Origin of the sequence: Micromonospora sp. NPDC092111 (assembly GCF_044755745.1) — a bacterium.
Lineage (GTDB): Bacteria > Actinomycetota > Actinomycetes > Mycobacteriales > Micromonosporaceae > Micromonospora.
The window spans coordinates 68,813-89,954 of record NZ_JBIVRQ010000013.1 but is presented as its reverse complement, the minus strand read 5'-3'; the positions used below and the strand labels follow the sequence as shown (position 1 = coordinate 89,954).

Below are 21,142 nucleotides of genomic sequence, written 5' to 3'. Positions count from 1 at the left end.
CCGGCGTGCGGGGCCGGGCCGGGGTTTGTCCGGTCCGGCGACGGGAACCCCCGCGGCCCGGACGGAGGGAGCCGCGATGGCCGGTCCGATGGCCCACTCCCGGGCCCGGCGCAACCCCGCCGAGGGCCGCGCCCCGGTCCGCCGGGCCGCCGCCTCGGTGGGCGTGCTGTTCCTCCTCGTCGGGGTGCTCGGCTTCCTGCCGGGGATCACCAGCGACTACGGTGACCTGCGGCTGGCCGGCCACCAGTCCGGGGCGCGGCTGTTCGGGGTGTTCCAGGTCTCGGTGCTGCACAACCTGCTGCACCTCGCGTTCGGGGTGGCCGGGCTGGCGTTCGCCCGCACGGTCGCCGGGGCCCGCGCCTACCTGGTCGGCGGTGGGGCCGGCTACCTCGTGCTCTGGCTCTACGGGCTGGCCGTCGACCACCGCACCGGGGCGAACGTCATCCCGGTCAACCCGGCGGACGGCTGGCTGCACCTGGGGCTCGGCCTGGGCATGGTGACGCTGGGCCTGCTCACCGGGCGGGTCGCCGGACGTCGCTGACCCGGCACCGGGGACCGGCCCGGCCGGTTTCGCCCGGCCCGGCCCCGGGTACCTCGCGGGTCTGCCAGCACCCGAGCCGAATCGAGGGACCGATGGCCAGCCGGATCACCTGCGAGGTTCGCGACGAGTCACCCGTGACCGTCGTACGCCTCTCCGGCGCGCTCGACCTCGGCACCATGCGCTCGGTGCACACCGTGCTGGACCGCTGCCTGACCACCCAGCCGGACGCGCTGGTCGTCGACCTCGGCGGGGTGACCGTGGCCGACCGGTTGGCGTTGTCGGTCTTCGCCGCCACCGTCCGGCAGGCCGCCGACTGGCCGGCCGTGCCGGTGGTGCTCTGTGCTCCCCCGCCGGACGCCGCGGCCTGGCTGGCCGCGTCCACCACCTGCCGGGTGGTTCCGGTGCGGCGGGACTGCGCCGAGGCGACCCTGCTGGCCGGGGCGACCGTCGCGCCCCGGCTACGGGCCCGGCTGGAGCCGGTGGCGAGCGCCTGCCGGCGGGCCCGTGAGCTGGTCGGCGACGCCTGCTCCCGGTGGAACGTGCCGGAGCTGGTCGAGCCGGCGTCGCTGGTGCTCAGCGAGCTGGTCGGCAACGTGGTGCGGCACGCGCACACCCCGATGCGGGTCACCCTGACCCTGCGCCAGCCGTACCTGCGGGTGGCGGTCGCCGACGGCAGCCGGACGGCGGCCCGGCCGGTGACGCCGAGCAGCGACGCCGAGGGCGGCCGGGGGCTGCTGTTGATCCGGGAGATGGCGCAGCGCTGGGGCAGCTCCCCGCTGGCGGACGGCAAGGTGGTCTGGGCCCTCCTGCCGGCGAATTGACCGAAATTAGCTCTCTCGCCTGGTTACATGGGTAGTGGGACGGGTAGTCGCGCCCGTCCTTTCTGTCGTCACGACGGGGTGAGAGAGCCATGCCCAGACGGGTAACCACGGAGCCCGCACGAGACCGGGGCCCGGCGATCCTGGCCCCGGCCCGGTTCGGCGGCTTCCCCGGCCCGGTCCGTCCGGCACTGCCGGGCAACAAACTGACCCGGCTGCTCGGCACCACCGACGCCAAGCAGATCGGCCTGCTCTACCTGGTCACGTCGTTCGTGTTCTTCCTGGTCGGCGGCGTGCTGGCGCTGCTCGTCCGGGCCGAACTGGCCCGGCCCGGGATGCAGTTCCTCTCCCCGGAGCAGTACAACCAGGCGTTCACCATGCACGGCACGATCATGCTGCTGCTCTTCGCCACCCCGCTGGTGTTCGCGTTCGGCAACTACATCGTCCCGTTGCAGATCGGCGCCCCGGACGTGGCGTTCCCCCGGCTCAACGCCTTCGCGTACTGGCTGTACCTGTTCGGCGGCACCATGGTGGTCGCCGGCTACCTCACCCCGGGCGGGGCGGCCGACTTCGGCTGGACGGCGTACAACCCGCTCAGCGACGCGACGAACTCCCCCGGCATCGGCGCGAACATGTGGGTGGTCGGCCTGGTCGTCTCCGGCCTGGGCACCATCCTCGGCGCGGTCAACCTGATCACCACGATCCTGACCCTGCGCGCCCCCGGGATGACCATGTTCCGGATGCCGATCTTCACCTGGAACATGCTGCTCACCGCCGTACTGGTGATCCTGGTCTTCCCGCTGCTCGCCGCCGCGCTGCTGGCGCTGGGGGCGGACCGGCTGCTCGACGCCCACGTGTACGACGCGGCGACCGGCGGCCCGATGCTCTGGCAGCACCTGTTCTGGTTCTTCGGCCACCCCGAGGTCTACATCGTCGCGCTGCCGTTCTTCGGCATCATCACCGAGATCATCCCGGTCTTCAGCCGCAAGCCGATCTTCGGCTACACCGGACTGGTGCTGGCCACGATCGCGATCACCGTGCTGTCGATGACCGTCTGGGCGCACCACATGTTCGCCACCGGCCAGGTGCTGCTGCCGTTCTTCAGCTTCCTCAGCTACCTGATCGCCGTGCCGACCGGGGTGAAGTTCTTCAACTGGATCGGCACCCTGTGGAAGGGGCAGATCACCTTCGAGACGCCGATGCTCTTCGCCATCGGCTTCCTGGCCACCTTCCTGCTCGGCGGCCTGACCGGGGTGCTGCTGGCCAGCCCGCCGGTGGACTTCCACGTCACCGACTCGTACTTCGTGGTGGCGCACTTCCACTACGTGCTCTTCGGCACCATCGTGTTCGCCGCCTTCGGCGGGGTCTACTTCTGGTTCCCGAAGATGACCGGCCGGCTGCTCGACGAGCGGCTCGGGAAGCTGCACTTCTGGACCATGCTCGTCGGCTTCCACGCGACCTTCCTGGTCCAGCACTGGCTGGGCGCCGAGGGGATGCCCCGCCGGTACGCCGACTACCAGCCGGAGGACGGCTTCACCACGCTCAACACGATCTCCAGCATCGGCTCGTTCGTGCTCGGCGCGTCCACCCTGTTCTTCATCTACAACGTCTGGAAGTCCTGGCGGTACGGGGCGATGGTGACGGTGGACGACCCGTGGGGCTTCGGCAACTCGCTGGAGTGGGCCACCACCTGCCCCCCGCCGCTGCGCAACTTCGACCGGATGCCCCGGATCCGCTCGGAGCGTCCCGCCTTCGACGCCAAGTACGGCCCACTCGTCGCCGACCTCGGCCGGGACCTGCCGCAACGCACCACCCGCCCACCCCAGGAGTTCCACGAGGAGCTGCGGCACGAACGGCACTACCCCGAGTCACCGGCGGCCGAGGGCGCGCACGGCGCGCAGGACGCGGTGGACTACCACCCCGCCTCCCAGGCCGGCGCCCGCCCGGTGAACGTGCCGGAGCCGGAGGAGATCCGCCGGCCCAACTTCGAGCAGACCGACGCCCCGGACCCCCGCCCACCCCGATCGCCGGACGAGGAACGGGCCGCCCGGCCCGACGAGCGGTGGCGTCACCCGCACGGCAAGGACGACACCCAGGACCGCTGACCGGGCGTACGCCCGCAGGGCCGGCACCGTCGCGGTGCCGGCCCTGCCGTTCACGGCGGAACGGGAACGGGCGGGTGCCCTCAGGCGTCCACGGTGGCGGGCAGACCCGCGGCGACCAGCGAACGGCGTACCGCCGGCTGGACCCGGGTCAGCCGCAACGGCACCCCGGTGCGGGCGGCGGCGTCCCGGCCGGCCATCAGCGCGGCGATCCCGCCCGCGTCGACGCCGCCCGCGCCGTCCAGGTCGACCACCAGTTCGCGGGGCTGCCCGGCCACCGCCTCCAGCATCACCCGGCGAAGGTGGGCGGCGCCGTCCCGATCGATCTCGCCCGCCACCTCGACCACGGTCCGCTCGGCGGTCCGTTTGAGCGCGATCCGGTTCCGGCCGGTCTCCGCCTCGGCCGCTCCGTTCTGCCACGGCGGCGGGGCGTCGGCGAGCATCGCCTGGCGCAGCCAGGTCAGCGCCCGGGAGAGCAGCCGGGACACGTGCATCTGGGAGATGCCGAACCGGGCGGCGATCTCCGCCTGGGTCTGGTTGCCGTAGAAGCGCATGGCCAGGATCCGCCGCTCCCGCCACGGCAGCCGGTGCAGTAGCCCGCTGACCGTCACCCGGTCGTCGACCGACTCCAGGGCGTTGTCCGACTCGCCGACCAGGTCACCGAACTCGGCCGAACTCTCCCCGCCGACCGGCGCGTTGAGCGAGGCGGGACTGTAGCCGGCCGCCGACTCCAGCGCGGCCAGGATCTCCTCCTCGGGCGTCTCCAACCGGACGGCCAGCTCGGCCACGCTCGGCGCCCGGGACAGCTCGCTGGTCAGCGCCGCGGTGGCCTGCCCGACCTCCAGGATCAGGTCACGCAGCCGGCGGGGCACGTGCACCCCCCAGGTGCGGTCCCGGAAGTGCCGCTTGATCTCCCCGACGATGGTGATCGCCGCGTACGCGGTGAACGAGCCCCGCTCGGGGTCGTACCGGTCGACGGCGTTGACCAGGCCCAGCCGGGCCACCTGTTCCAGGTCCTCCAGCGGCTCGCCCCGCCCCCGGTAGCGGCGGGCCAGCCGGCCGGCGAACGGCAGGGCGAACCGGACGAGATCGTCCCGCGCCTCCTGCCGGCGCTCCGGTGGCAGGCCCTCGATCCGCGCGGCGTACGCCAGCGCGGCAGCGTCCAGGTCCTCCAGACCCCGTTCGGTCGGTGGTGGTGTGGTCGTGGTGGTCTGTCCGAACATCCGCGCCTCCCTCAGGAAGGTCCCCCGCCCGGATCGAGCCGGTGATGCGCGTGGTTCGACCACGCACCGGGCCGGAAGTTGGGTCACGTGCCGCGCCGGGATCACCGGACGCGCGGGAACGACGACACACCCGCCGCGCGGCGTGATCGGACCGTCGCGGCGAGCGGTCTTCCCGCTCCCCAGGTACTCAATCACGCGACCCCGGGTTCGCGAGGATGTTTCGGTGCGCCGGGTCCACCGGGGCGGCGCGGACGCCCCGGGTGTCCCCTTTCCGGGCGACCGCCGCCGTCCACCGCCCGGATCCGGGGGCCGGTCAGGACACGGCCAGCCCGAGCGGAGCGCCGGCCTCCCGAAGCCCGGCGAGCGCCTCGGCCACCCCCAACGGCGGGGGCGTCGGCAGGTCGTACGGTTGGCCCCGGAGCACCTCGGTGGCCCGCCGGGTCGGCACCGAGGCGACCGGGTAACCCCGGGCGGCGGACCGGTCCAGGGCCCGCCGGCGGCGGCCGAACGCCGCCACGGCCAACCACTGCGGCAGCCCGGCCAGGGCCGGCGACCGCAGCCCCGGCGACTCCGGCAGGACGTCGACCGAGCTGAACGGCTCGCTGCCGGCGAGCCACCACTCCACCTCCTCGACGCTGCGCCGGGTCGCGTTCTCGCACCAGTACGGCACCAGCCCCGCCCGCACCACCTGCCACGGGTCGAGCAACCGGCCGCACTCGACCACCAGCCGGTTGCCGGTCTTGCCGGCCCGGCGCAGCCACCGGCGGTACAGGTCCGCCGTCGCCGCGCTGAGCGCCCCCGGCCGGGGCACGTGCACCCGGTGCAGGTCGTGGCCCCGACCCCGGGCCCAGCAGCGCACCCCGGCCTCGAAGCCCGGCTCCACCCCGTGCTCGGCGTGCTCCCGGGCGGCCGAGACCTCCGGCGGCTCCCACCCGGCCCCGTCCCCGCCGGCCGCACGGAGCACCTGGCGCAGGACGGGCGAATCCGGGTGGAAGTCCACCGGTTCCAGCCCGCTGGCCGGGGAGCCGAGCTGGAAGCTGTGCCCCTGCCCGGAATCCAGCACCGGCCAGCTCCGGGCGTCGCCGATCAGCAGCAGCGGCGCCCCGGACGCCAGCAGGTCCGCCAGGAAGTGGGCGTACGCCACCGGCAGCGCCCGCCAACGCGCCAGCAGGGTGACCGTGCCGCCGGCCAGCGCGCCCCGGCTGGCCGGGCAGTGCACCTGACGGACGTGCAGGTCGGGGTTGCCGGCCAGGATCCGGGCGGCGACCGCGGCACCGTGGTCCAGCGCGGCCCGGGGCCGGTCCACCGCGCCCTGCCTCCAGTGCGCGGTCATCTCGAAGCCGGCGGGCAGCCACGGTACGCCGAGCGCCACCGCCAGGTGCGCCGACGCGGCATGCGGCGAGCCCAGCACCACCGCCGGGTACCGCCGCCGGGGGTACTGGTCGACGATCCACCGGGCCACCCGCTCGCCGTCCACCTCGACGGCCTGCTCGGCGGTGAGCGCGACCCGGCCGACCGCGCGGGCCACGGCGGCGCGGCGGACCGGCTCCGGCGCGACGGTGAACCGGGACAGCGGCGTCGGGTGGCCCAGGTCGGCGCAGTCCACACCGCGCAGCGCCCGGGCCGTCGCGGCCACCAGCACCCGTCCGGTGCTGCCCGCCGCGACGACCCGGTCGCCGGCCAGCCCGGCCCCGTCCGCCGTCAGCCCCGCACGTACCTCGGGCACCGGCTCCACCTTGCCTCGTTCGCTCACCACGCGGCCCGGCTTCCCGTCCCTCTGGGGTCTAAACGGGGCATCGGCCCCCGGCGGGCGCAATCCTCGGCCTGCTCGCGGTACGCCACGCCGGGGCACCTCGGGCGGTCACCGCCCAGCGCCACCCCCGGGGTCCCGACGCGCCCGAGGTGCGGACTCGGCGCGTAGACGTTTCCGGCCGTCGACAGGAGGCCACCGACAGTATGTGCGGACACCCGTATGCCCCTCTGGCATATTTATGCCAGAGGGGCATAACCACGTCGGGGGTGATTGCCCCCGCGCGGGGGTGACTCACGGTGAGGACCGCCACCGGAACCCTGATCGCACGGCGGCCCTGATCGCACGGTCGCCCTGATCGCACGGCCGCCCTGATCGCACGGCGGCCCCGATCGCACGGCCGCCCTGATCGCAGGGTTATTCTGATCGCACGGTCGTTCTGATCGCGCCGGCACCCCCACCGGCCCGGCGAACCCGGCCGGAGGCCGACGGTCACCCCGCTAGCCGACGTCCTCGGTCTCCGCGTCCGACCGTTCGGCAAGCATCATCCGCTCCCTGATCCGCCGGGCCGCCGCCCCGTCGGCGAAGACACCGCGCAGGTCGGCCAGGGCCGGCTCCGGCACCCCCAACGACACCGCCGGGTCCACCACCGCCTCCAGCACGCACGGGCGGTCGGCGGCGAACGCCTCGTCCCATGCCGCGCCGACCAGTTCGGGCCGGTCGACCCGAATGCCGTGCAGGCCGAGCAGCCGGGCCCAACCGGCGTACGGCACGTCGGGCCGCCGGCCGACGCGTCCGGCGGGGGCGTACCGACCGCTGGCGCCGGTGCCGGAGTGGTCCCGGTTGTTGAGCACCAGCACCACCAGCCGGGGGTCGGTCCACCCCTGCCAGCGGTGCGCCACGGTGATCAGCTCGGCGAGCCCGTTGAGCTGCATCGCGCCGTCACCGAGCAGCGCCACCACCGGCTCGGCCGGGCGGGCCAGCTTCGCCGCGACCGCGTACGGCAGGGCGCAGCCCATCGACCCCAGCGTGCCGCAGAGCTGCGCGTTGACCCCGGGCGGGAGTTGCAGGTGGCGGGCGTACCAGTAGATCACCGAGCCGAGGTCCACCGCGACCGCGCCGGTACGGGGCAGCCGGGCGGAGAGTTCGTGCAGGACCGACTGTGGATTGACCGGGTCGGCGGGCTCGGCGGCGCGGGCGGCGGCGGCCTCCCGCCACCGGTCGACCGCCCCCTCGACGGTGGCCCGCCAGTCCCGGTTCGGCTGCTCCGGGACCCGGGCGAGCAGCGCGCGCAGCGTCTCGCCCGCGTCACCGACCAGCGGCACGTCCACCGGGTAGCGGGTGCCGATCCGCCGCCCGTCGATGTCGATCTGCACGGTGCGGGTCTGCCCCGGCATCGGGAAGTAGTCCGTCCACGGATCGTTGGTGCCCACCATCAGCAGGGTGTCCGCACCGCCCATGAGCTGGGCGGCGGCGGCGGTGCCGACCTCGCCGAGCACGCCGGTGTGGAAGGACAGCCGTTCGTCGAGCACCGGCTTGCCCAGCAGCGAGGTGGCCACCCCGGCGCCGAGCCGGTCGGCGAGCGCCAGGATCTCCTCCTCGGCGCCCCGGGCACCCTGCCCGACCAGGATCGCCACCCGGCGTCCGACGGTGAGCAGGGACGCGGCGGCGGCCAGATCCGCCACGTGCGGCAGCACCCGGGCCAGCGGTTCGCCCGGCGTCGCGGTCAGTATCCCGGCCGCGTGTGGTTGCAGGTCCGGCACGGCGGCGAGCTGCAACGCCCGGGGCAACACCACGCAGGTCGGGCTGCGGGTCGCCGCGGCGGTCCGGAACGCCTGGTCGAGCAGGGCCGGCACCTGGTCCGGGGAGCGGCCGTAGCGGACGAACTGGTTGCACACGTCGCCGAAGAGCCGGCTCAGCCCGATCTCCTCGTGTGCGCCGCCCAACGGCCCGGTGATGTCCTCCCCGACGACGGCCACCACCGGCTTGCTGTCCAGCTTGGCGTCGTACAGGCCGTTGAGCAGGTGGACCGCGCTGGGGCCCTGGGTGGCGAGGCAGACCCCGATCTCGCCGGTGAACTTGGCGTGCCCGGTCGCCATGAAGGCGGCGGTCTCCCCGTGCCGGGCGGGGACGAACTCGGGGTCCCCGCCGGCGGCGTCCAGCGCCTCGACCACCGGGGCGATCGCGTCACCCGGGTAGCCGAAGGCGCGGGGCACCCGCCAGGCACGCAGCCGCTCCACCACGACCTGCGCGACGGTCCGGTCAGCCATTGCCACGTCCCGGGGTGGCCGCGTCGACGTAGCGCAGCACCGCGCCGACGCCGTCGGCCAACTCGGGGGCCTCGTCCGGCCCGAGGACGGTCAGCGCCGCGTCCGTGCCGACCAGCGCCCGGACCAGCGCGGTGTCGGCGCGGACCCGCTGCGGGTCCCGGACGGCGGCGAGTCGTCCCGGGTCGGTGGCGATGTCGGTAGGCTGCGGACCGATCCACAGCTCCCCGTTCGCCGACGGGTCGTCGACGATCAGCATGGTGTCCACCTGGTTGCGTTGCAGGGCGGCCACCACGGCGTCCAGCCCCGCGCCGACGTCCTCCTGGGTGCCGAACCGGTCCAGGGCGGCGGTGACGTGCCGGTCGGCGACCTCGGCGATGGTCTGCACGGTGACGTCGTCCATCGCGGCCGGGTCGGCGCCGCCGGCCCGGGATCCCGCGTCGGTGCGGACCACCACGTCCTGCCAGCGTTCCGGCAACTGGGCGGCGATCATCCCGGTGGCCCGGATGTCCCCGGCGACCACCACCACGTCCGCGCCGACCCGCTCGGCCAGATCGGCGGTGGCCGCGGCGGCGTCACCGGCGTTCTGGTGCCACGCCTCCATCGCGGCCCGCTGGTAGCGGGACTGCGACCAGCCGCCGGGCTGTACCCGGCGCAGCGGGAAGCTGTTCTTGCCGGCGACGTGGGCCCGCCGGGGCACCCCGCCGGCGCTGACCGCGACGGCGTCCGCGCCGGTACGGTCGGCCAGCACCCGGACCCAGGCCACCTGCTCGCCCCGCTGCGCCAACAGCGGCATGACGTGCGGCAGCGGCGTCCAGGCGGCCAGATCGCGCAGCGGCGGCGCGGCGAGGTACTCGGAGAGCACCACCCGGCCCCGGGTGGCGAACGCGGCCAGCCCGTAGTCGCCCGGCATCGGGTCGTGACCCCGGACCACCTGGTCCAGCGCCGCGATGGTCGGCTCGTCCGCGCCGTCGGCGGCGAGTTGCTCGGACAGGGCACGCCAGCGAAGATCCAGTGCCGGACGCGCGTCCTGGGTGTCCCGGGAGGCGTCCAGGTAGACCGAGCACCACGGCCCGGGACGGTCGTAGAGCGGGCGCAGGAAGGACAGCTTCATGCTCGACCCCTTTCCGGCTCGGCCGCTCGCTTACCCGCGCCGCCCGGGATGTCACCTCGCCCGGGACCCGTGACCCGGGTTCATTCACGTCGTTCGACCCAACGGACCGATACCATCAGTGAACGGAACCGGACTCTCGGTGGTGAACATGGACAGCGACCTCCGCAATCGGGTGATACGCCCGAGCCAGCGGATCCTCACCGGACGGGTCGTCCGGTTCATGGACGGCTACTCCCGCGAGGTCAGGATCGGCCAGCCGGTGCTGGTCGCGGTGGTCACCGCGGCGAGCGTGATGGGCCTGCTGGTGATGCTGGCGCGCCGGGTGCTCGCCAGCGCCGGCACCGGCGGTGCCCGCCGCAAGTGGAAGGACCTGAAGAAGGGGCCGGAATTCCTGGTCACCCCGATGCGGGTCCGGGACGACACCGGTCGGCTCTACGAGGTGGAGCTGCACGGGCACCTGCCGCAGAGCGCCGTGCACCCCTCCGACTGGGTGCAGATCACCCTCCGGCCGCAGGATCCGGACCTGCCGCCGCGCATCGAACGGATCGTCAACCTCACCACCGGGCAGCTACTCACCCCGCGTACCGCCACGGTGTGGAGCCACCTCGGCCCGCCGCTGCTGATCCAGGCCGTGCTGGGGGCGGCGCTGGTGCTGGTGATCGCCGCCGCCGCCGTGCTGACCTGACGGCCCACCGCCCACCCGGCCGGGTCCCACCGGCCCCATTGTCGGGCTCGGGCGCGGTCAGCCGACCGGGGTCAGCGGGCGGTCCGGCTCGCCGGCGGTGCGCAGCATCCCCCGGCGGGCGGCCCAGCGCTCGAAGATCAGGGTGGCGAACGGCGGCACCGCGCAGACCAGCGCGACGAAGGTGACGCCGAGGGACCAGCGGTGCAGCCGGGCGACCGCGAGCACCAGGATCCCGTACGCCACGAACAGCGCGCCGTGGATCGGCCCGAAGACCTGCACCCCGATCTCGTTGGCCGGCGGACCGTACTTGACGGCCATCCCGACCAGCAGGGCCAGCCAGGAACACGCCTCGGCGATCGCCGCCACCACGAACAACCGGGTCGTCTTCTCGCGCATCGGGCCATGGTAGCCAGCCGCCGTCGACGTCGAGCCGGTACGACCCCGGAGGCGACAGGGATCACCCGGGCCGCCGGTGGGTACGTAGAGAGTCCTTCGGGTCTTCCCCGCCGCGCCGCGACGTGCGAGGTTGGGTGGACCAACGGTGACAGGGCGGTGACCATGGGCGAGGACGTCGGAGTGCGCACCTTCAGTCGGGAGGATCGGGCCCGCTACCGCGAGAAGGTCCGCCGCTGCCTGGACGTCTTCGCCGAGATGCTGCGCGAGTCCCGGTTCGACGTCGAGCGCCCGATGACCGGCCTGGAGATCGAGCTGAACCTGGTCGACGAGGACTCCCGGCCGGCGATGCGCAACGCCGACGTGCTCTCCGCCGTCGCCGACCCCAGCTTCCAGACCGAGCTGGGCCAGTTCAACGTGGAGATCAACGTGCCGCCCCGACGGCTCGTCGGCACCGGCACCGCCGAGTTCGAGCAGCACGTACGGGCCAGCCTGAACGCCGCCGAGGCCAAGGCCCGCACGGTCGGCGCCCACATGGTGATGATCGGCATCCTGCCCACCCTGGGGCCGGAGCACCTGACCGCCGGAACGCTGTCCGCGAACCCGCGCTACGCGCTGCTCAACGAGCAGATCTTCGCCGCCCGGGGCGAGGACCTGCGGATCTCGATCAGCGGGGTGGAGCGGCTGGCCACCACCGCCGACACCATCACCCCGGAGGCGGCCTGCACCAGCACCCAGTTCCACCTCCAGGTCAGCCCCGCGCAGTTCGCCGACTACTGGAACGCCGCCCAGGCCGTCGCCGGCATCCAGGTGGCGCTGGGCGCGAACTCGCCGCTCCTCTTCGGCCGGGAGCTGTGGCGGGAGACCCGGGTGCCGCTGTTCCAGCAGGCCACCGACACCCGCTCCGAGGAGATCAAGGCCCAGGGGGTACGCCCCCGCGTGTGGTTCGGCGAGCGCTGGATCACCAGCGTCTTCGACCTGTTCGAGGAGAACGTCCGCTACTTCCCGGCGCTGCTGCCGGTCTGCGACCCGGAGGACCCGGCCGAGACGCTGGCCGCCGGCGGCGTACCGAGGCTGGCCGAGCTGCGGCTGCACAACGGCACCGTCTACCGCTGGAACCGCCCGGTCTACGACGTGTGGAAGGGCCGACCGCACCTGCGGGTGGAGAACCGGGTGCTGCCCGCCGGACCGACCGTGCTGGACACGGTCGCCAACGGGGCGTTCTACTTCGGACTGGTCCGGGCGCTGGCGGAGTCGGACCGGCCACTGTGGTCACAGATGTCGTTCAGCGCGGCGGAGGAGAACTTCACCAGCGGCGCCCGACACGGCATCGACGCGCAGGTCTTCTGGCCGGGGCTGGGCTACCTGCCGGCGACCGAACTGGTGCTGCGGCGGCTGCTGCCCCTGGCGCACCACGGGCTGGACCGGTGGGGGCTGGACCCGGCCGAGCGGGACCGGCTGCTCGGGATCATCGAGCAGCGCTGCCTGACCGGGCGCAACGGGGCGAGCTGGCAGGTGGAGACGCTGCACCGGCTGGAATCCGCCGACCACCTCGACCGGCCGGAGGCGCTGCGCGAGGTGGTGCGCCACTACGTCGACCTGATGCACAGCAACCGGCCGGTCCACGAGTGGCCGATCCCCTGACGCACCACCCTCGGCGGGTCCTGACGCTGGGGGAGCCGTTCCGGGCGGAATCCCGGGTCGGCCGGTCCGACGTCGGTCCTTCCCGCGCGGTCGGCGTGGTGCCGAGGAATCGGGTGTCGGCGTCCCGGTCGTCGGGCTTGTCACCAACTACGGCTCACGAGGCCGGCCGGTCCGGCCAGGGCTGTCCGGCGGCCTGGCGCGACCGGTCCGCCAGGATGGTCCGCAACAGGGCCAACAGCTCCGTCCGGTTGGCGCAGTCCAGCCGGGACCGCATCCGCGCGACGTGGTGCTCCACGGTCTTGGCGGAGATGAAGAGCCGGTCGCCGATCTCCCGGTAGGTCAGCCCGGCCAGCACCAGCCCGGCCACCTCCCACTCCCGGTCGCTGAGCCGGTGCGGGTCGGGACCCGCGACGGCCTCGGTCGACGCCTGCCGCTGGCCGCCCTTGGCCCCCACCGGCCGCCCCTGGAGCATCCGGGCGCAGTCCAGCAGCGTGGTCATCGCCCGCCGGTCCGGGGTGCGGATGGCCGCCTGCCCGGCGAGCCGGGCGCCGTCCCAGCACAGGCCGGTGTCGTGCAGTCCCCGGGCGGCGGCCTCCACCCGTACCGGGTCGACCACCCCGCGCAGCACCTCGACCCAGCACGCGGCGGCGGTGGCGACCACGGCGGCGTACCGGTTGTGGTCCGCGGCGGTTCGCAGGGCGGCCACGTGCTCGTCGGCGGTAGCCGGCTCCTCGGCCAGGATCGCCGCGTGCAGTCCGCTCCAGTGCAGCGGCGTGCTCCACAGGGGCGGGTCGCCGAGCCCGGCCAGCAGCAGGCGGGCCTCCCGCAGGTACGGCTCCAGCCGGCCGAGGTCGCCCAGTCGGGCGCCCGCGATGGCCAACTCCCCCAGCGGCAGCAGCGTGAACAGGTCGACCGGGTGACGGACGACGGCCTCCAGTGCGTGCCCCCACCCGCGCTGGAGCGCGCCGAGGTCGCTGGTGCGCCGGGCGATCCCCATCTCTAGCGCGGTGGCGAAGAGCAGGTCCCGCGACGCGAGCGGCCGACCGCCGCCGGTCACTGCCGCGAGGTGGTCGGCCGCGACGGCGGTGTGGCCTCGCACCATCGCGATCCAGCCCTGCAACAACCGGTGGCGTCGGGCCATCAGGGGACCGCCGGTCCCGCTGGTCGCGGCACGGTCGAGCACCCGCTCGGCGATGTCCAACTCGCCGCAGTGCACGCCGGTCAACGCGGCGAGCGCCGCCGGGCTGTCCGGCAGCAGCACCGCCCGGCCGGCCGGCTCCAGCAGCGCGGCCGCCTGCACGAGGGTGGAGAGCGCGGCCGTGGGTGGGCCGCCGATGCTGTCCCGTACCCCGTCGGCCATCAGCCGGGCGGCGCTGGCGTGCAGGGTGGGCGGCTCAGCCGCGCGGTCGTCCCCGGGTGGGTCGGCCCCGTCGGCGGGGCGACCGGACGCGAGCGCGCCGACGGCGGCGAAGGCTCCCGCCGAGGCCGCGGCCGACCACCGGTACAGCTCCACGCTGCGACCGAGCTGACCGCGGTGCGCCAGCGCCGTGGCGGCGACCATCGCGGCCTCCGCCCGGTCGGCCGGGGCGGCCGTGGCGAGCAGCCGGTCCGCCAGCCGGAGGGCGGTGTCCAGGTCACCGGCAAGGGCCGCGGCGAGGGCCTGCCGCACGGCGGCCGGCCGTCCGGCGGCCGTGGCCGCCGCGAACAGCTCCGCCGCGAGGGCCGGCTCGGCGGTCAACGCCTCCTCGGCCGCGGCCTCCAGCGTCGGTGCCGGACAGTCACCGGACACGCCGGCGGCGCGCAGCGAGCGGACCAACGGGAGCACCGGCCCGCCGCGGGCCACCTGCAACTCGGTGAGCCGCCGCCAGACCGCGGTGCGGTCGGCGGCCGGGCTCAACGAGGTCACCGCCCGCCGCACGATCGGCGCGAGCCGGCCGTCCGCGCCGAGCAGCCCGGCCGCCCGGGTCGCGGCGACCAGCTCGTCCACGTCGCCCGGCTCGCGGCCCAACAACGCCCCGAGCAGGTCCACCGGCAGCGGTACGCCGGCGGCGACGGCGAGCAGCAGCCGCCGGACGTCGGGCGCCAGGTCCTCCAGATCCGGTGCGAACTGGAGAACGACCTGCCGGGGCGGCTCGGTCGGGACCCCCGGGCCGCTCTCCTGGCGCAGGCCACGGACCAGCCGCTCGATGTCCCGGGGCACGCCGGCGGTCTGGTGCTGCACGAAGTCGACCAGGTCGGGCCGCCGGCCGATCTCCGGCACGGCGGTGAGGTAGGCGGCAGTGCGTTCCCGGGCGAACGGGGTGAGCAGGACCAGGTGCCCGTACCGCCGGAGCGCGTCGGCCAGGTCGACCAGCGCCGCCGGTCGGGGCCACGGCCGGTAGCCGACGACGACGCGGTGCCGGCGGGCGGTCACCAGGGCGCACAGCGCCCGAAGCCGGGCGTCGTCGAGCAGGTGCGCGTCGTCGACCAGCACCACGACGTCCGGGTCGACCGGGTCGGACCGGTCGGGGACGCCGTCCAGCACGGTGCTGCCCGCCAGCCGGTAGGCCCGTCCCAGCTCCTGGAGGTACGCGCTGCGGCCGTGGCCGCCCGGTCCGGTCACCCCGAGCGCGAGTGGCGTGTCCGGATCCGCGGTGACCGCGTCGAGCAGGGCCTGTGGTCCCCGCTCCAGCACCAGCCGGGGCCCGGCCACCCCATTCATGGTCATGGTGGTCGTCATTCGCGTCCACGGCCACGGGTCAGCGTGAGGCGGGACGCCCTCGGCAGGTCCAGCGGGGTGATCCGGACCGGGGGGCGGGGCGGTGGCTCGCCGGGGGTCGGCCGGTCGTGATCGGGTCCACGCGGGGCCGGGACGGCCGGCTCGGCGGCCCGGCCGGCGTCGCGGGCGGCCCCGGGCTCCGGTTCCGGCCGGCGGGGGCGCGGCGACACCACCTGGCAGGCGGCCAGCGCCGCGCCGGTGGCCGCCGTGAGCTGCGGATCGGGCTCGACCTCCACCGGCACCGGGAAGGCCGCGGCGAGCAGTTCGAGGACCAGCGGAATCCGGGTGGAGCCGCCGGCGAGCAGGACACAGTCGAGCTGCGCCGGCAGCAGCCCGGCGGAGTGGACGGTGCGGGTCAACAGCTCGACGGTCGCCTGCACGGCCGGCCGGATCATGTCCTCGAACCGTACCCGGCTCACCGGCACCCGGACCGGCCCGGTCGGCAGGGTGAGCAGCACGTCGGTCTCGGTGCCGACGGTGAGCTCCCGCTTGGCGCGGTCACACTCGGGCAACAGCCCGCGCAGCGTGTCGTGCACATCCCGCGGTTCGGCCGCGGCGAGTTCCCCGGCGAGCACGGTGCGCACGTGCTCGGCGAGCGCCTCGTCGAAGTCGGCGCCGCCGATCCAGTCCAACCCCTGGGGGAAGCCGAAGGTCTCGTAGGTGCCGCGCGGGGTACGGCGGACCAGGGCCGCCTCGAAGGTGTTGCCGCCCAGCGCGTAGACCGCCGCCGCGCTGCCCGGGAAGCCGCGCGCCGCATGGCTCTCGGCCACCGTGACCGGACGGGGAAGCAGCGTCACGTTGCCGAGGCCGAACTGCCACAGCACGCCGTGCAGCAGGTCGTGCCGGTGCCGACCCCAACCGGCGGGGTGGCTGAGCACGACGGCCTCGGCGGGCTCGCCCTCCCGGTGGCGGACCTCCTCCACCACCCAGGCGATCAGCGCCGCGGTCAGCGCCTGCGGTGGGAACGCCTCCCCGCCGAGCAGCAGGGGCACGTCGTCGCCGAGCCGGCGGACGAATCCGCGTGCCGTCCGGCTGCCGTCCCCGCCGCCGGGTTCGCCGACCACGAGCGCCCCGTCCGCCGCCAGGTGCAGCACCGACGGTACGGTCGGCGACCCGTCGGCCAGCGCGACCACCTCGGGGCGCGCCCAGGTCGCACCCCGTCGCCGGGCCACGCTGGCCGCGGTGTTGGTGCTTCCGATGTCGATCCCCAGGACGTACGGCATCCGTCTTCTTCCTTCACCGCGAGTTGGCCGGCCGGTGGCCACGGGCTGCGCACCGTGCCGCGATCCAGCCCTGACGCGGCCCTGTGGGCTCCTACGTTCGTACCAGAGATCACTCGGGCATCAGGTCCCTAAATTCCGCCGGTCCGGGACCCCCAATCCCCCTAACGTACGATCCTGTCGGCACCCTAATCCGGCGGGGCGGACTGCGGGACGATCCCCGATGACCGCTGCCGGTCCGCGGCCATAGCGTCGCCGTCGACGATCGACGGTCGCTGACGCCAACGTCCGAGGAGAACCGGCACATGGACCAGACCCTGCACGACTTCGTGCTCAACCTGCTGACCGACCCCGACGCCAAGTCGGCTTTCGACCTCGACCCGGAGGGCGCGCTCCAGGCCGCCGGGCTCACCGACCTCACCGCCGCCGACGTGCAGGACGTGGTCCCGCTGGTGGTGGACTACGCCCCGGTGCACGGGCTCACGCCGGTGGCCCCGGTGACCGGGCAGCTCGGGGTCGACCCGCTGCTGGCCGACACCACCGGCGTGGCCACCCAGCTCCAGGCCGTGCCGCAGGACCTCAGCATCAACGGCAGCTCCTACTCCGGGCTGGACGTGAAGGCCGGCGTGCTGGGCGCGATCGCCGTCGACCCGACGGGCCTCGCCGCCGGGGCCACCGTGCTGCCCGGGATCGGCCTGGGCGTCGGGCCACGCGGGATCGACACCGACCTGACCGGGGTGCACGACGTGGCACACACCCTCGACGCCGACGTGGTGGGCGGGGTGAACACCGTGGCCGACCCGGTGGTCGGCGACCTGACCGGCGGCCTCGGGCACCCGGACACCCTGCTCGACGGCACCGACGCCGGCCTGCTCGGCACCCCGGACGGCCTGCTCGGCGGCCACGGTCTGCTCGGCGGCACCCTCTCCGGCACCCAGGGTCAGGTCGCCGGCGTCGTCGACCCGCTCGGTGTCGACGACGCCCTCGGCGGGCTCGGCCTGCGCGGCGTCGGCGGGGTCCCGCAGGTCGACGTGCCGTCCACGGTGGGCGGTGTGACGCACCAGGTGGACGGTGCGCTCTCCGGCGTCACCGGCGCGGTGGGCGACGTCACCGGCGACGCCGGGGTCCACGGTCAGGGAAGCGCACCGGCCGGCGGCGGGCTGCTGGATCTCAGTGACGGTCTGTTCTGACCGGGACTGAGCGGAGGTGGGATGCCGGTTCGCCACAGGCGGTCCGGCATTCCGCCTGCTTCCCCGCGAATCTCCTCTTGATAATTGAGCCGAAACCCGCACACTTGGTGCGGTGATGGCGGGGATCTGGCTGGACGCACTCGACGAGATCGCCCGCACGTGCCGCGAACACGGCCGGGCGGACCTCCTCCAGGCCGTCCGGCAGAAGCGCGCCCAGTTGCTGGACCCCCGGCTGCGCGTCCTGGTCATCGGCGAACCCCAGCAGGGTAAGAGCCAGCTCGTCAACGCGATCGTGAACGCGCCGGTGTGCCCGGTCGGCGACGGCCGCACCACGGTCCTGCCGACCGTGGTGCAGCACGCCGAGGTCGCGTCGGCCACGGTGGTCCAGGCGGGATCCACCCCCGGGCGGCCCACCGGCACCGCCGTCCCGGCGACCGACGAGCGGACCCCGGTGCCGCTGGACCAGATCGCCGCCGGGGTGGCCGGCACGTTCGGCCGCCGACCCGGCGGCGGCCCCGGACACGTCGAGATCGGACTGCCGCGCGCCCTGCTCGGCGCCGGACTCGTCCTGGTGGACACGCCCGGCACCGACGAGGTGGCCGGACTCGGCGCCACCGGCCCGGCCGCCGCGCTCCACCGCGCCGACGCGGTGCTGCTCGTCTCCGACTCGACCCGGGAACTGTCGGTCGCCGAGCTGAACATGCTGCTGCACGTCACCCGGTCCCACCCGAACGTGGCGGTGGTGCAGACCAAGACGGACCTGGTGCCGGACTGGCGCGCGGTCGCCGAGCGCAACCGGCAGCACCTGGCCGAGGCGGGCGTGCCGGCGGCGCTGATCCCGGTCTCGGCGGCGTTGCGCCTCACCGCAGCGGTCGCCGACGACCACGGGCTCAACGCCGAGTCGGGCTTCCCACCGCTGATCGCCCGGTTGCAGCGGGATCTGGCCGGCAAGGCCGACGTGCTGGCCCGGGCCTCGGTCGGGATGATCGCCCGCACCGTGGTGGAGCAGCTCGCCGCACCGTTGCGCGCCGAACTCGACGACCAGCAGGCGGAGGAACAGTCCGGCCCGATCTCCCGACTGCACGCGGCCCAGCGTGAGGTCGACGAGTTGCGCCGCTGCTCCACCCGTTGGCAGAACACCCTCGCCGACGAGCTGGCCGACCTTTTGTCCGACATCGAGTACGACCTGCGTGACCGGACGCGGCAGATCCTGCGGACGGTCGACGACGCGTTCGACACGGCCGATCCGCTGGTCGCCTGGGACACCTTCCAGGAGTGGCTGCGGGGCAGCCTGGTCGAGGCCGCGGAGGCCAACCACGAGTGGCTGGCCCAGCGCTGCGACTGGGCGGCCCGGCGGGTCGCCGGCAACTTCGCCCGGTACGGCTACGACGTGCTGCCGCCCTGGTCGGTGACGGTGCCGGAGGATCTGGTGGACCGGCTGCCGGAGATCGAGCGGCCCACCATCGACCGGTTCACCGCGAGTCAGAAGGTGATCACCGGCATGAAGGGTTCGTACGGTGGGCTGCTGATGTTCGGCCTGGCCCTGACACTGGCCGGCATGCCGATGATCAACCCGGTCTCGATCGGCGCCGGCGCGCTCTTCGGCGGGAAGAGCATCCGGGACGAGAGCAGGCAGTTGCTCCGCCGCCGCCAGGCCACCGTCAAGACGGCGATCCAGCGACACGTCGACGACTTCTTCGTCCAGACCACCAAGGACTGCCGGGACACCGCCCGGCAGGTGCAGCGGATGCTGCGGGACCACTTCACCACGCTCACCGAGGAGTTACAGGAGGCCATCGTCCAGTCGTTCCGTACCGCGAAGCAGGCCGCCGACACCGAGGCGGCCGTCCGCGACCAGCGCCAGCGTGAGATCCGGCTGAAGATGACCAGGTTGGCCGCCGTCTACGAGCAGGCCCAGCAGCTCACCGCCCCCCGGCCCGCCCCGGCTCCGCTGGAGCCCCGGCCGTGACCGTCGGCATGCGGTTGGACGAGGCGGTCTGGGGGCTGCTGCACCAGGCCCTCCAGCTCTACCGGGACAGCCCCCGGGCGACCGGTCACCTCCGACACCAGCTCGCCCGGCTGGAGGAACCCCTGCGAATCGCGATCGCCGGCCCGTGGCGGTCCGGCAAGTCGACCGTGCTGAACGCGATCATGGGCGAGGAGGTCGCGCCGGTCGACGGCCCGGACGGCGACGGCGTCTTCACCTGGTACGAGGCCGGGCCGCAGCCGCGCGCCACCGCCTACTCGACCAGCCAACCCCCACGGGAGCTGACGGTGGTCAAGTCGGCGACCGGGATGCGGGTGGACCTGGTCGGCTGGCGGGCGGGCGAGCTGCGCAGCATCGTGGTGCAGTGGCCGACCCGGGCGCTACGGCAGGTGACCCTGATCGACACGCCCGCGATCAACGGCACCGACGAGCATGGCCGGGCGCCGGTCATGGACCGGGTGCTGCGGGACGCGGACGCGGTGCTGTACCTGACCCGCGACAGTCGCGGCACCGACCTGCGCGTGCTGGAGTCCACCCGGGAGAGCCGCGTCGGGCAGGACGCGCCGGTCAACGTGATCCTGGTGCTGTCCCGGGTCGACGAGACCGGCGGTGGACGGATCGACGCGCTGCTCACCGCCCGTCAGCTCGCCCGACGGCAGTACCGCGACCCCAGGGTGAACGCGCTCTGCGTGCACATGGTGGCGTGCAGCGGGTTGATCGGCCTGGCCGGGCGGGTGCTCAGCGAGTCGGACTTCGCCGCGCTCGCGCAGTTGGCCCGGGTGTCCCGTGCGGAGCTGGAACCGCACCTGCTCTCCGCCGACCGTTTCGTCCGCGGTGAGCTGCCGGTACGGCTGGGCGGCGAGGTACGCGCCGCGCTGCTGAACCGGCTCGGCCTGATCGGCGTCCGGCTGGCGACCACCCTCGTCCGGACCGGCTGCGACAGCCGGGGCAAGCTGGCCGCCGAACTCATCCGGCGCAGCGGCCTGACCGAGCTGCGCGAGTCGGTGAACCGCTTCTTCGTCGACCGGCACGACACCCTCAAGGCCCGCTCGGCGCTGGCCGCGGTGGAAGCGCTCATCGAGGCCGAACCGGGGCCGGGCACCGACGAACTGCTCAGCGCGGTGGAGCAGATCCTCGCCGGTGCGCACGAGTTCCGGGAGCTGCGCCTGCTCGCGGCGCTCCGGGCCGCCGGCCTCGGGTTCGACGCCGAACTGGCCACGGAGGCACGCCGACTGGTCGGCGGGGACGGGGTCGGCCTGGCCACCCGACTCGGCGTGGCGCACGACGCGACCGTCCAGCGACTCTGGGAGGTCGCCGCCGACGCCCAGTGGCGGTGGCAGAACCACGCGGAGGATCCGCTGCTCCGGCTGGCCCAGCGGCGGGGCGCGCAGGTGGTCGTCCGGAGCTGCGAGGGGATGCTCGCCGAACTCGCCGAGGGGGGCCGGTGAAC

At 74.4% G+C, this 21,142-nt stretch carries 15 protein-coding genes; 8 read left to right on the top strand and 7 right to left on the bottom strand.

Annotated elements, in window-relative coordinates:
• The first annotated feature begins 76 nt into the window (after positions 1-76).
• From ACIQG9_RS23060 to ctaD, 3 genes are all read left to right on the top strand, one after another.
• A complete protein-coding gene (locus ACIQG9_RS23060) occupies positions 77-541 on the top strand; it encodes a DUF4383 domain-containing protein (RefSeq protein WP_400405858.1) in 465 nt (154 codons plus the stop codon).
• Between the two features lie 92 nt (positions 542-633).
• Positions 634-1,362: an ATP-binding protein gene (locus ACIQG9_RS23055; RefSeq protein ID WP_400405855.1), complete on the top strand. Its 729-nt coding sequence runs from the start codon at positions 634-636 to the stop codon at positions 1,360-1,362.
• Positions 1,363-1,451: 89 nt separating this feature from the next.
• On the top strand, positions 1,452-3,464 hold the full coding sequence (gene ctaD / locus ACIQG9_RS23050; RefSeq protein WP_400405852.1) for a cytochrome c oxidase subunit I: 2,013 nt from the start codon (positions 1,452-1,454) through the stop codon (positions 3,462-3,464).
• Between the two features lie 80 nt (positions 3,465-3,544).
• On the opposite strand, the gene ACIQG9_RS23045 is transcribed toward ctaD, so the two are convergent.
• From ACIQG9_RS23045 to ACIQG9_RS23030, 4 genes are all read right to left on the bottom strand, one after another.
• The gene (locus ACIQG9_RS23045) at positions 3,545-4,684 is read right to left on the bottom strand and encodes a SigB/SigF/SigG family RNA polymerase sigma factor (protein ID WP_400405849.1); all 1,140 of its coding nucleotides are present in this window, start codon (positions 4,682-4,684) and stop codon (positions 3,545-3,547) included.
• 313 nt (positions 4,685-4,997) lie between these two features.
• Positions 4,998-6,410 (bottom strand): hypothetical protein, encoded by a 1,413-nt coding sequence (locus tag ACIQG9_RS23040; protein ID WP_400405846.1) that lies wholly within the window; start codon positions 6,408-6,410, stop codon positions 4,998-5,000.
• A gap of 524 nt (positions 6,411-6,934) precedes the next feature.
• Entirely contained in the window at positions 6,935-8,704 is a 1,770-nt protein-coding gene (locus tag ACIQG9_RS23035; RefSeq protein ID WP_400405843.1) for a thiamine pyrophosphate-binding protein, read from the bottom strand.
• Positions 8,697-9,815 carry a Vms1/Ankzf1 family peptidyl-tRNA hydrolase gene (locus tag ACIQG9_RS23030; protein ID WP_400405840.1) on the bottom strand — a complete coding sequence of 373 codons (1,119 nt, stop codon included), beginning with the start codon at positions 9,813-9,815 and terminating at the stop codon, positions 8,697-8,699. The genes ACIQG9_RS23035 and ACIQG9_RS23030 overlap by 8 nt, the downstream gene beginning before the upstream one ends.
• A 139-nt stretch (positions 9,816-9,954) precedes the next feature.
• On the opposite strand from ACIQG9_RS23030, the gene ACIQG9_RS23025 reads away from it, so the two are divergent.
• Positions 9,955-10,500: a hypothetical protein gene (locus ACIQG9_RS23025; protein ID WP_400406049.1), complete on the top strand. Its 546-nt coding sequence runs from the start codon at positions 9,955-9,957 to the stop codon at positions 10,498-10,500.
• A 57-nt stretch (positions 10,501-10,557) separates the two neighbouring features.
• Here ACIQG9_RS23025 and ACIQG9_RS23020 read toward each other — a convergent pair whose 3' ends face one another.
• The gene (locus tag ACIQG9_RS23020; RefSeq protein ID WP_400405837.1) at positions 10,558-10,896 is read right to left on the bottom strand and encodes a DUF3817 domain-containing protein; all 339 of its coding nucleotides are present in this window, start codon (positions 10,894-10,896) and stop codon (positions 10,558-10,560) included.
• 162 nt (positions 10,897-11,058) lie between these two features.
• On the opposite strand from ACIQG9_RS23020, the gene ACIQG9_RS23015 reads away from it, so the two are divergent.
• Positions 11,059-12,537 (top strand): glutamate--cysteine ligase, encoded by a 1,479-nt coding sequence (locus tag ACIQG9_RS23015; protein WP_400405834.1) that lies wholly within the window; start codon positions 11,059-11,061, stop codon positions 12,535-12,537.
• A 154-nt stretch (positions 12,538-12,691) separates the two neighbouring features.
• Here the strand turns inward: ACIQG9_RS23015 and ACIQG9_RS23010 are convergent, their stop codons facing one another.
• Both ACIQG9_RS23010 and ACIQG9_RS23005 read right to left on the bottom strand, forming a co-directional pair.
• Complete coding sequence (locus ACIQG9_RS23010) at positions 12,692-15,244, bottom strand: LuxR C-terminal-related transcriptional regulator (protein WP_400405832.1); 2,553 nt, start codon at positions 15,242-15,244, stop codon at positions 12,692-12,694.
• 8 nt (positions 15,245-15,252) lie between these two features.
• Complete coding sequence (locus ACIQG9_RS23005) at positions 15,253-16,518, bottom strand: Hsp70 family protein (RefSeq protein ID WP_400405830.1); 1,266 nt, start codon at positions 16,516-16,518, stop codon at positions 15,253-15,255.
• Positions 16,519-16,820: 302 nt separating this feature from the next.
• Here ACIQG9_RS23005 and ACIQG9_RS23000 point away from each other — a divergent pair, with 302 nt between their 5' ends.
• The 3 genes from ACIQG9_RS23000 (at position 16,821) to ACIQG9_RS22990 (ending at position 21,140) form a co-directional block, all read left to right on the top strand.
• Positions 16,821-17,705, top strand: a complete 885-nt coding sequence (locus ACIQG9_RS23000; protein WP_400405827.1) for an IniB N-terminal domain-containing protein — start codon at positions 16,821-16,823, stop codon at positions 17,703-17,705.
• Positions 17,706-17,820: 115 nt separating this feature from the next.
• Positions 17,821-19,674: a dynamin family protein gene (locus ACIQG9_RS22995; RefSeq protein WP_400406047.1), complete on the top strand. Its 1,854-nt coding sequence runs from the start codon at positions 17,821-17,823 to the stop codon at positions 19,672-19,674.
• Positions 19,671-21,140, top strand: a complete 1,470-nt coding sequence (locus tag ACIQG9_RS22990) for a dynamin family protein (RefSeq protein ID WP_400405825.1) — start codon at positions 19,671-19,673, stop codon at positions 21,138-21,140. The genes ACIQG9_RS22995 and ACIQG9_RS22990 overlap by 4 nt, the downstream gene beginning before the upstream one ends.
• Positions 21,141-21,142 lie beyond the last annotated feature (2 nt).

What these genes read in the sequence shown, in the direction of transcription:
- ACIQG9_RS23005 (WP_400405830.1), bottom strand. Translation starts at nt 16,518, where the DNA reads ATGCCGTACGTCCTGGGGATCGACATCGGAAGCACCAACACCGCGGCC.
- ctaD (WP_400405852.1), top strand. Translation starts at nt 1,452, where the DNA reads ATGCCCAGACGGGTAACCACGGAGCCCGCACGAGACCGGGGCCCGGCG.
- ACIQG9_RS22995 (WP_400406047.1), top strand. Translation starts at nt 17,821, where the DNA reads ATGGCGGGGATCTGGCTGGACGCACTCGACGAGATCGCCCGCACGTGC.
- ACIQG9_RS23000 (WP_400405827.1), top strand. Translation starts at nt 16,821, where the DNA reads ATGGACCAGACCCTGCACGACTTCGTGCTCAACCTGCTGACCGACCCC.
- ACIQG9_RS23045 (WP_400405849.1), bottom strand. Translation starts at nt 4,684, where the DNA reads ATGTTCGGACAGACCACCACGACCACACCACCACCGACCGAACGGGGT.
- ACIQG9_RS23030 (WP_400405840.1), bottom strand. Translation starts at nt 9,815, where the DNA reads ATGAAGCTGTCCTTCCTGCGCCCGCTCTACGACCGTCCCGGGCCGTGG.
- ACIQG9_RS23010 (WP_400405832.1), bottom strand. Translation starts at nt 15,244, where the DNA reads ATGACCATGAATGGGGTGGCCGGGCCCCGGCTGGTGCTGGAGCGGGGA.
- ACIQG9_RS23020 (WP_400405837.1), bottom strand. Translation starts at nt 10,896, where the DNA reads ATGCGCGAGAAGACGACCCGGTTGTTCGTGGTGGCGGCGATCGCCGAG.
- ACIQG9_RS23015 (WP_400405834.1), top strand. Translation starts at nt 11,059, where the DNA reads ATGGGCGAGGACGTCGGAGTGCGCACCTTCAGTCGGGAGGATCGGGCC.
- ACIQG9_RS23035 (WP_400405843.1), bottom strand. Translation starts at nt 8,704, where the DNA reads ATGGCTGACCGGACCGTCGCGCAGGTCGTGGTGGAGCGGCTGCGTGCC.
- ACIQG9_RS23055 (WP_400405855.1), top strand. Translation starts at nt 634, where the DNA reads ATGGCCAGCCGGATCACCTGCGAGGTTCGCGACGAGTCACCCGTGACC.
- ACIQG9_RS23060 (WP_400405858.1), top strand. Translation starts at nt 77, where the DNA reads ATGGCCGGTCCGATGGCCCACTCCCGGGCCCGGCGCAACCCCGCCGAG.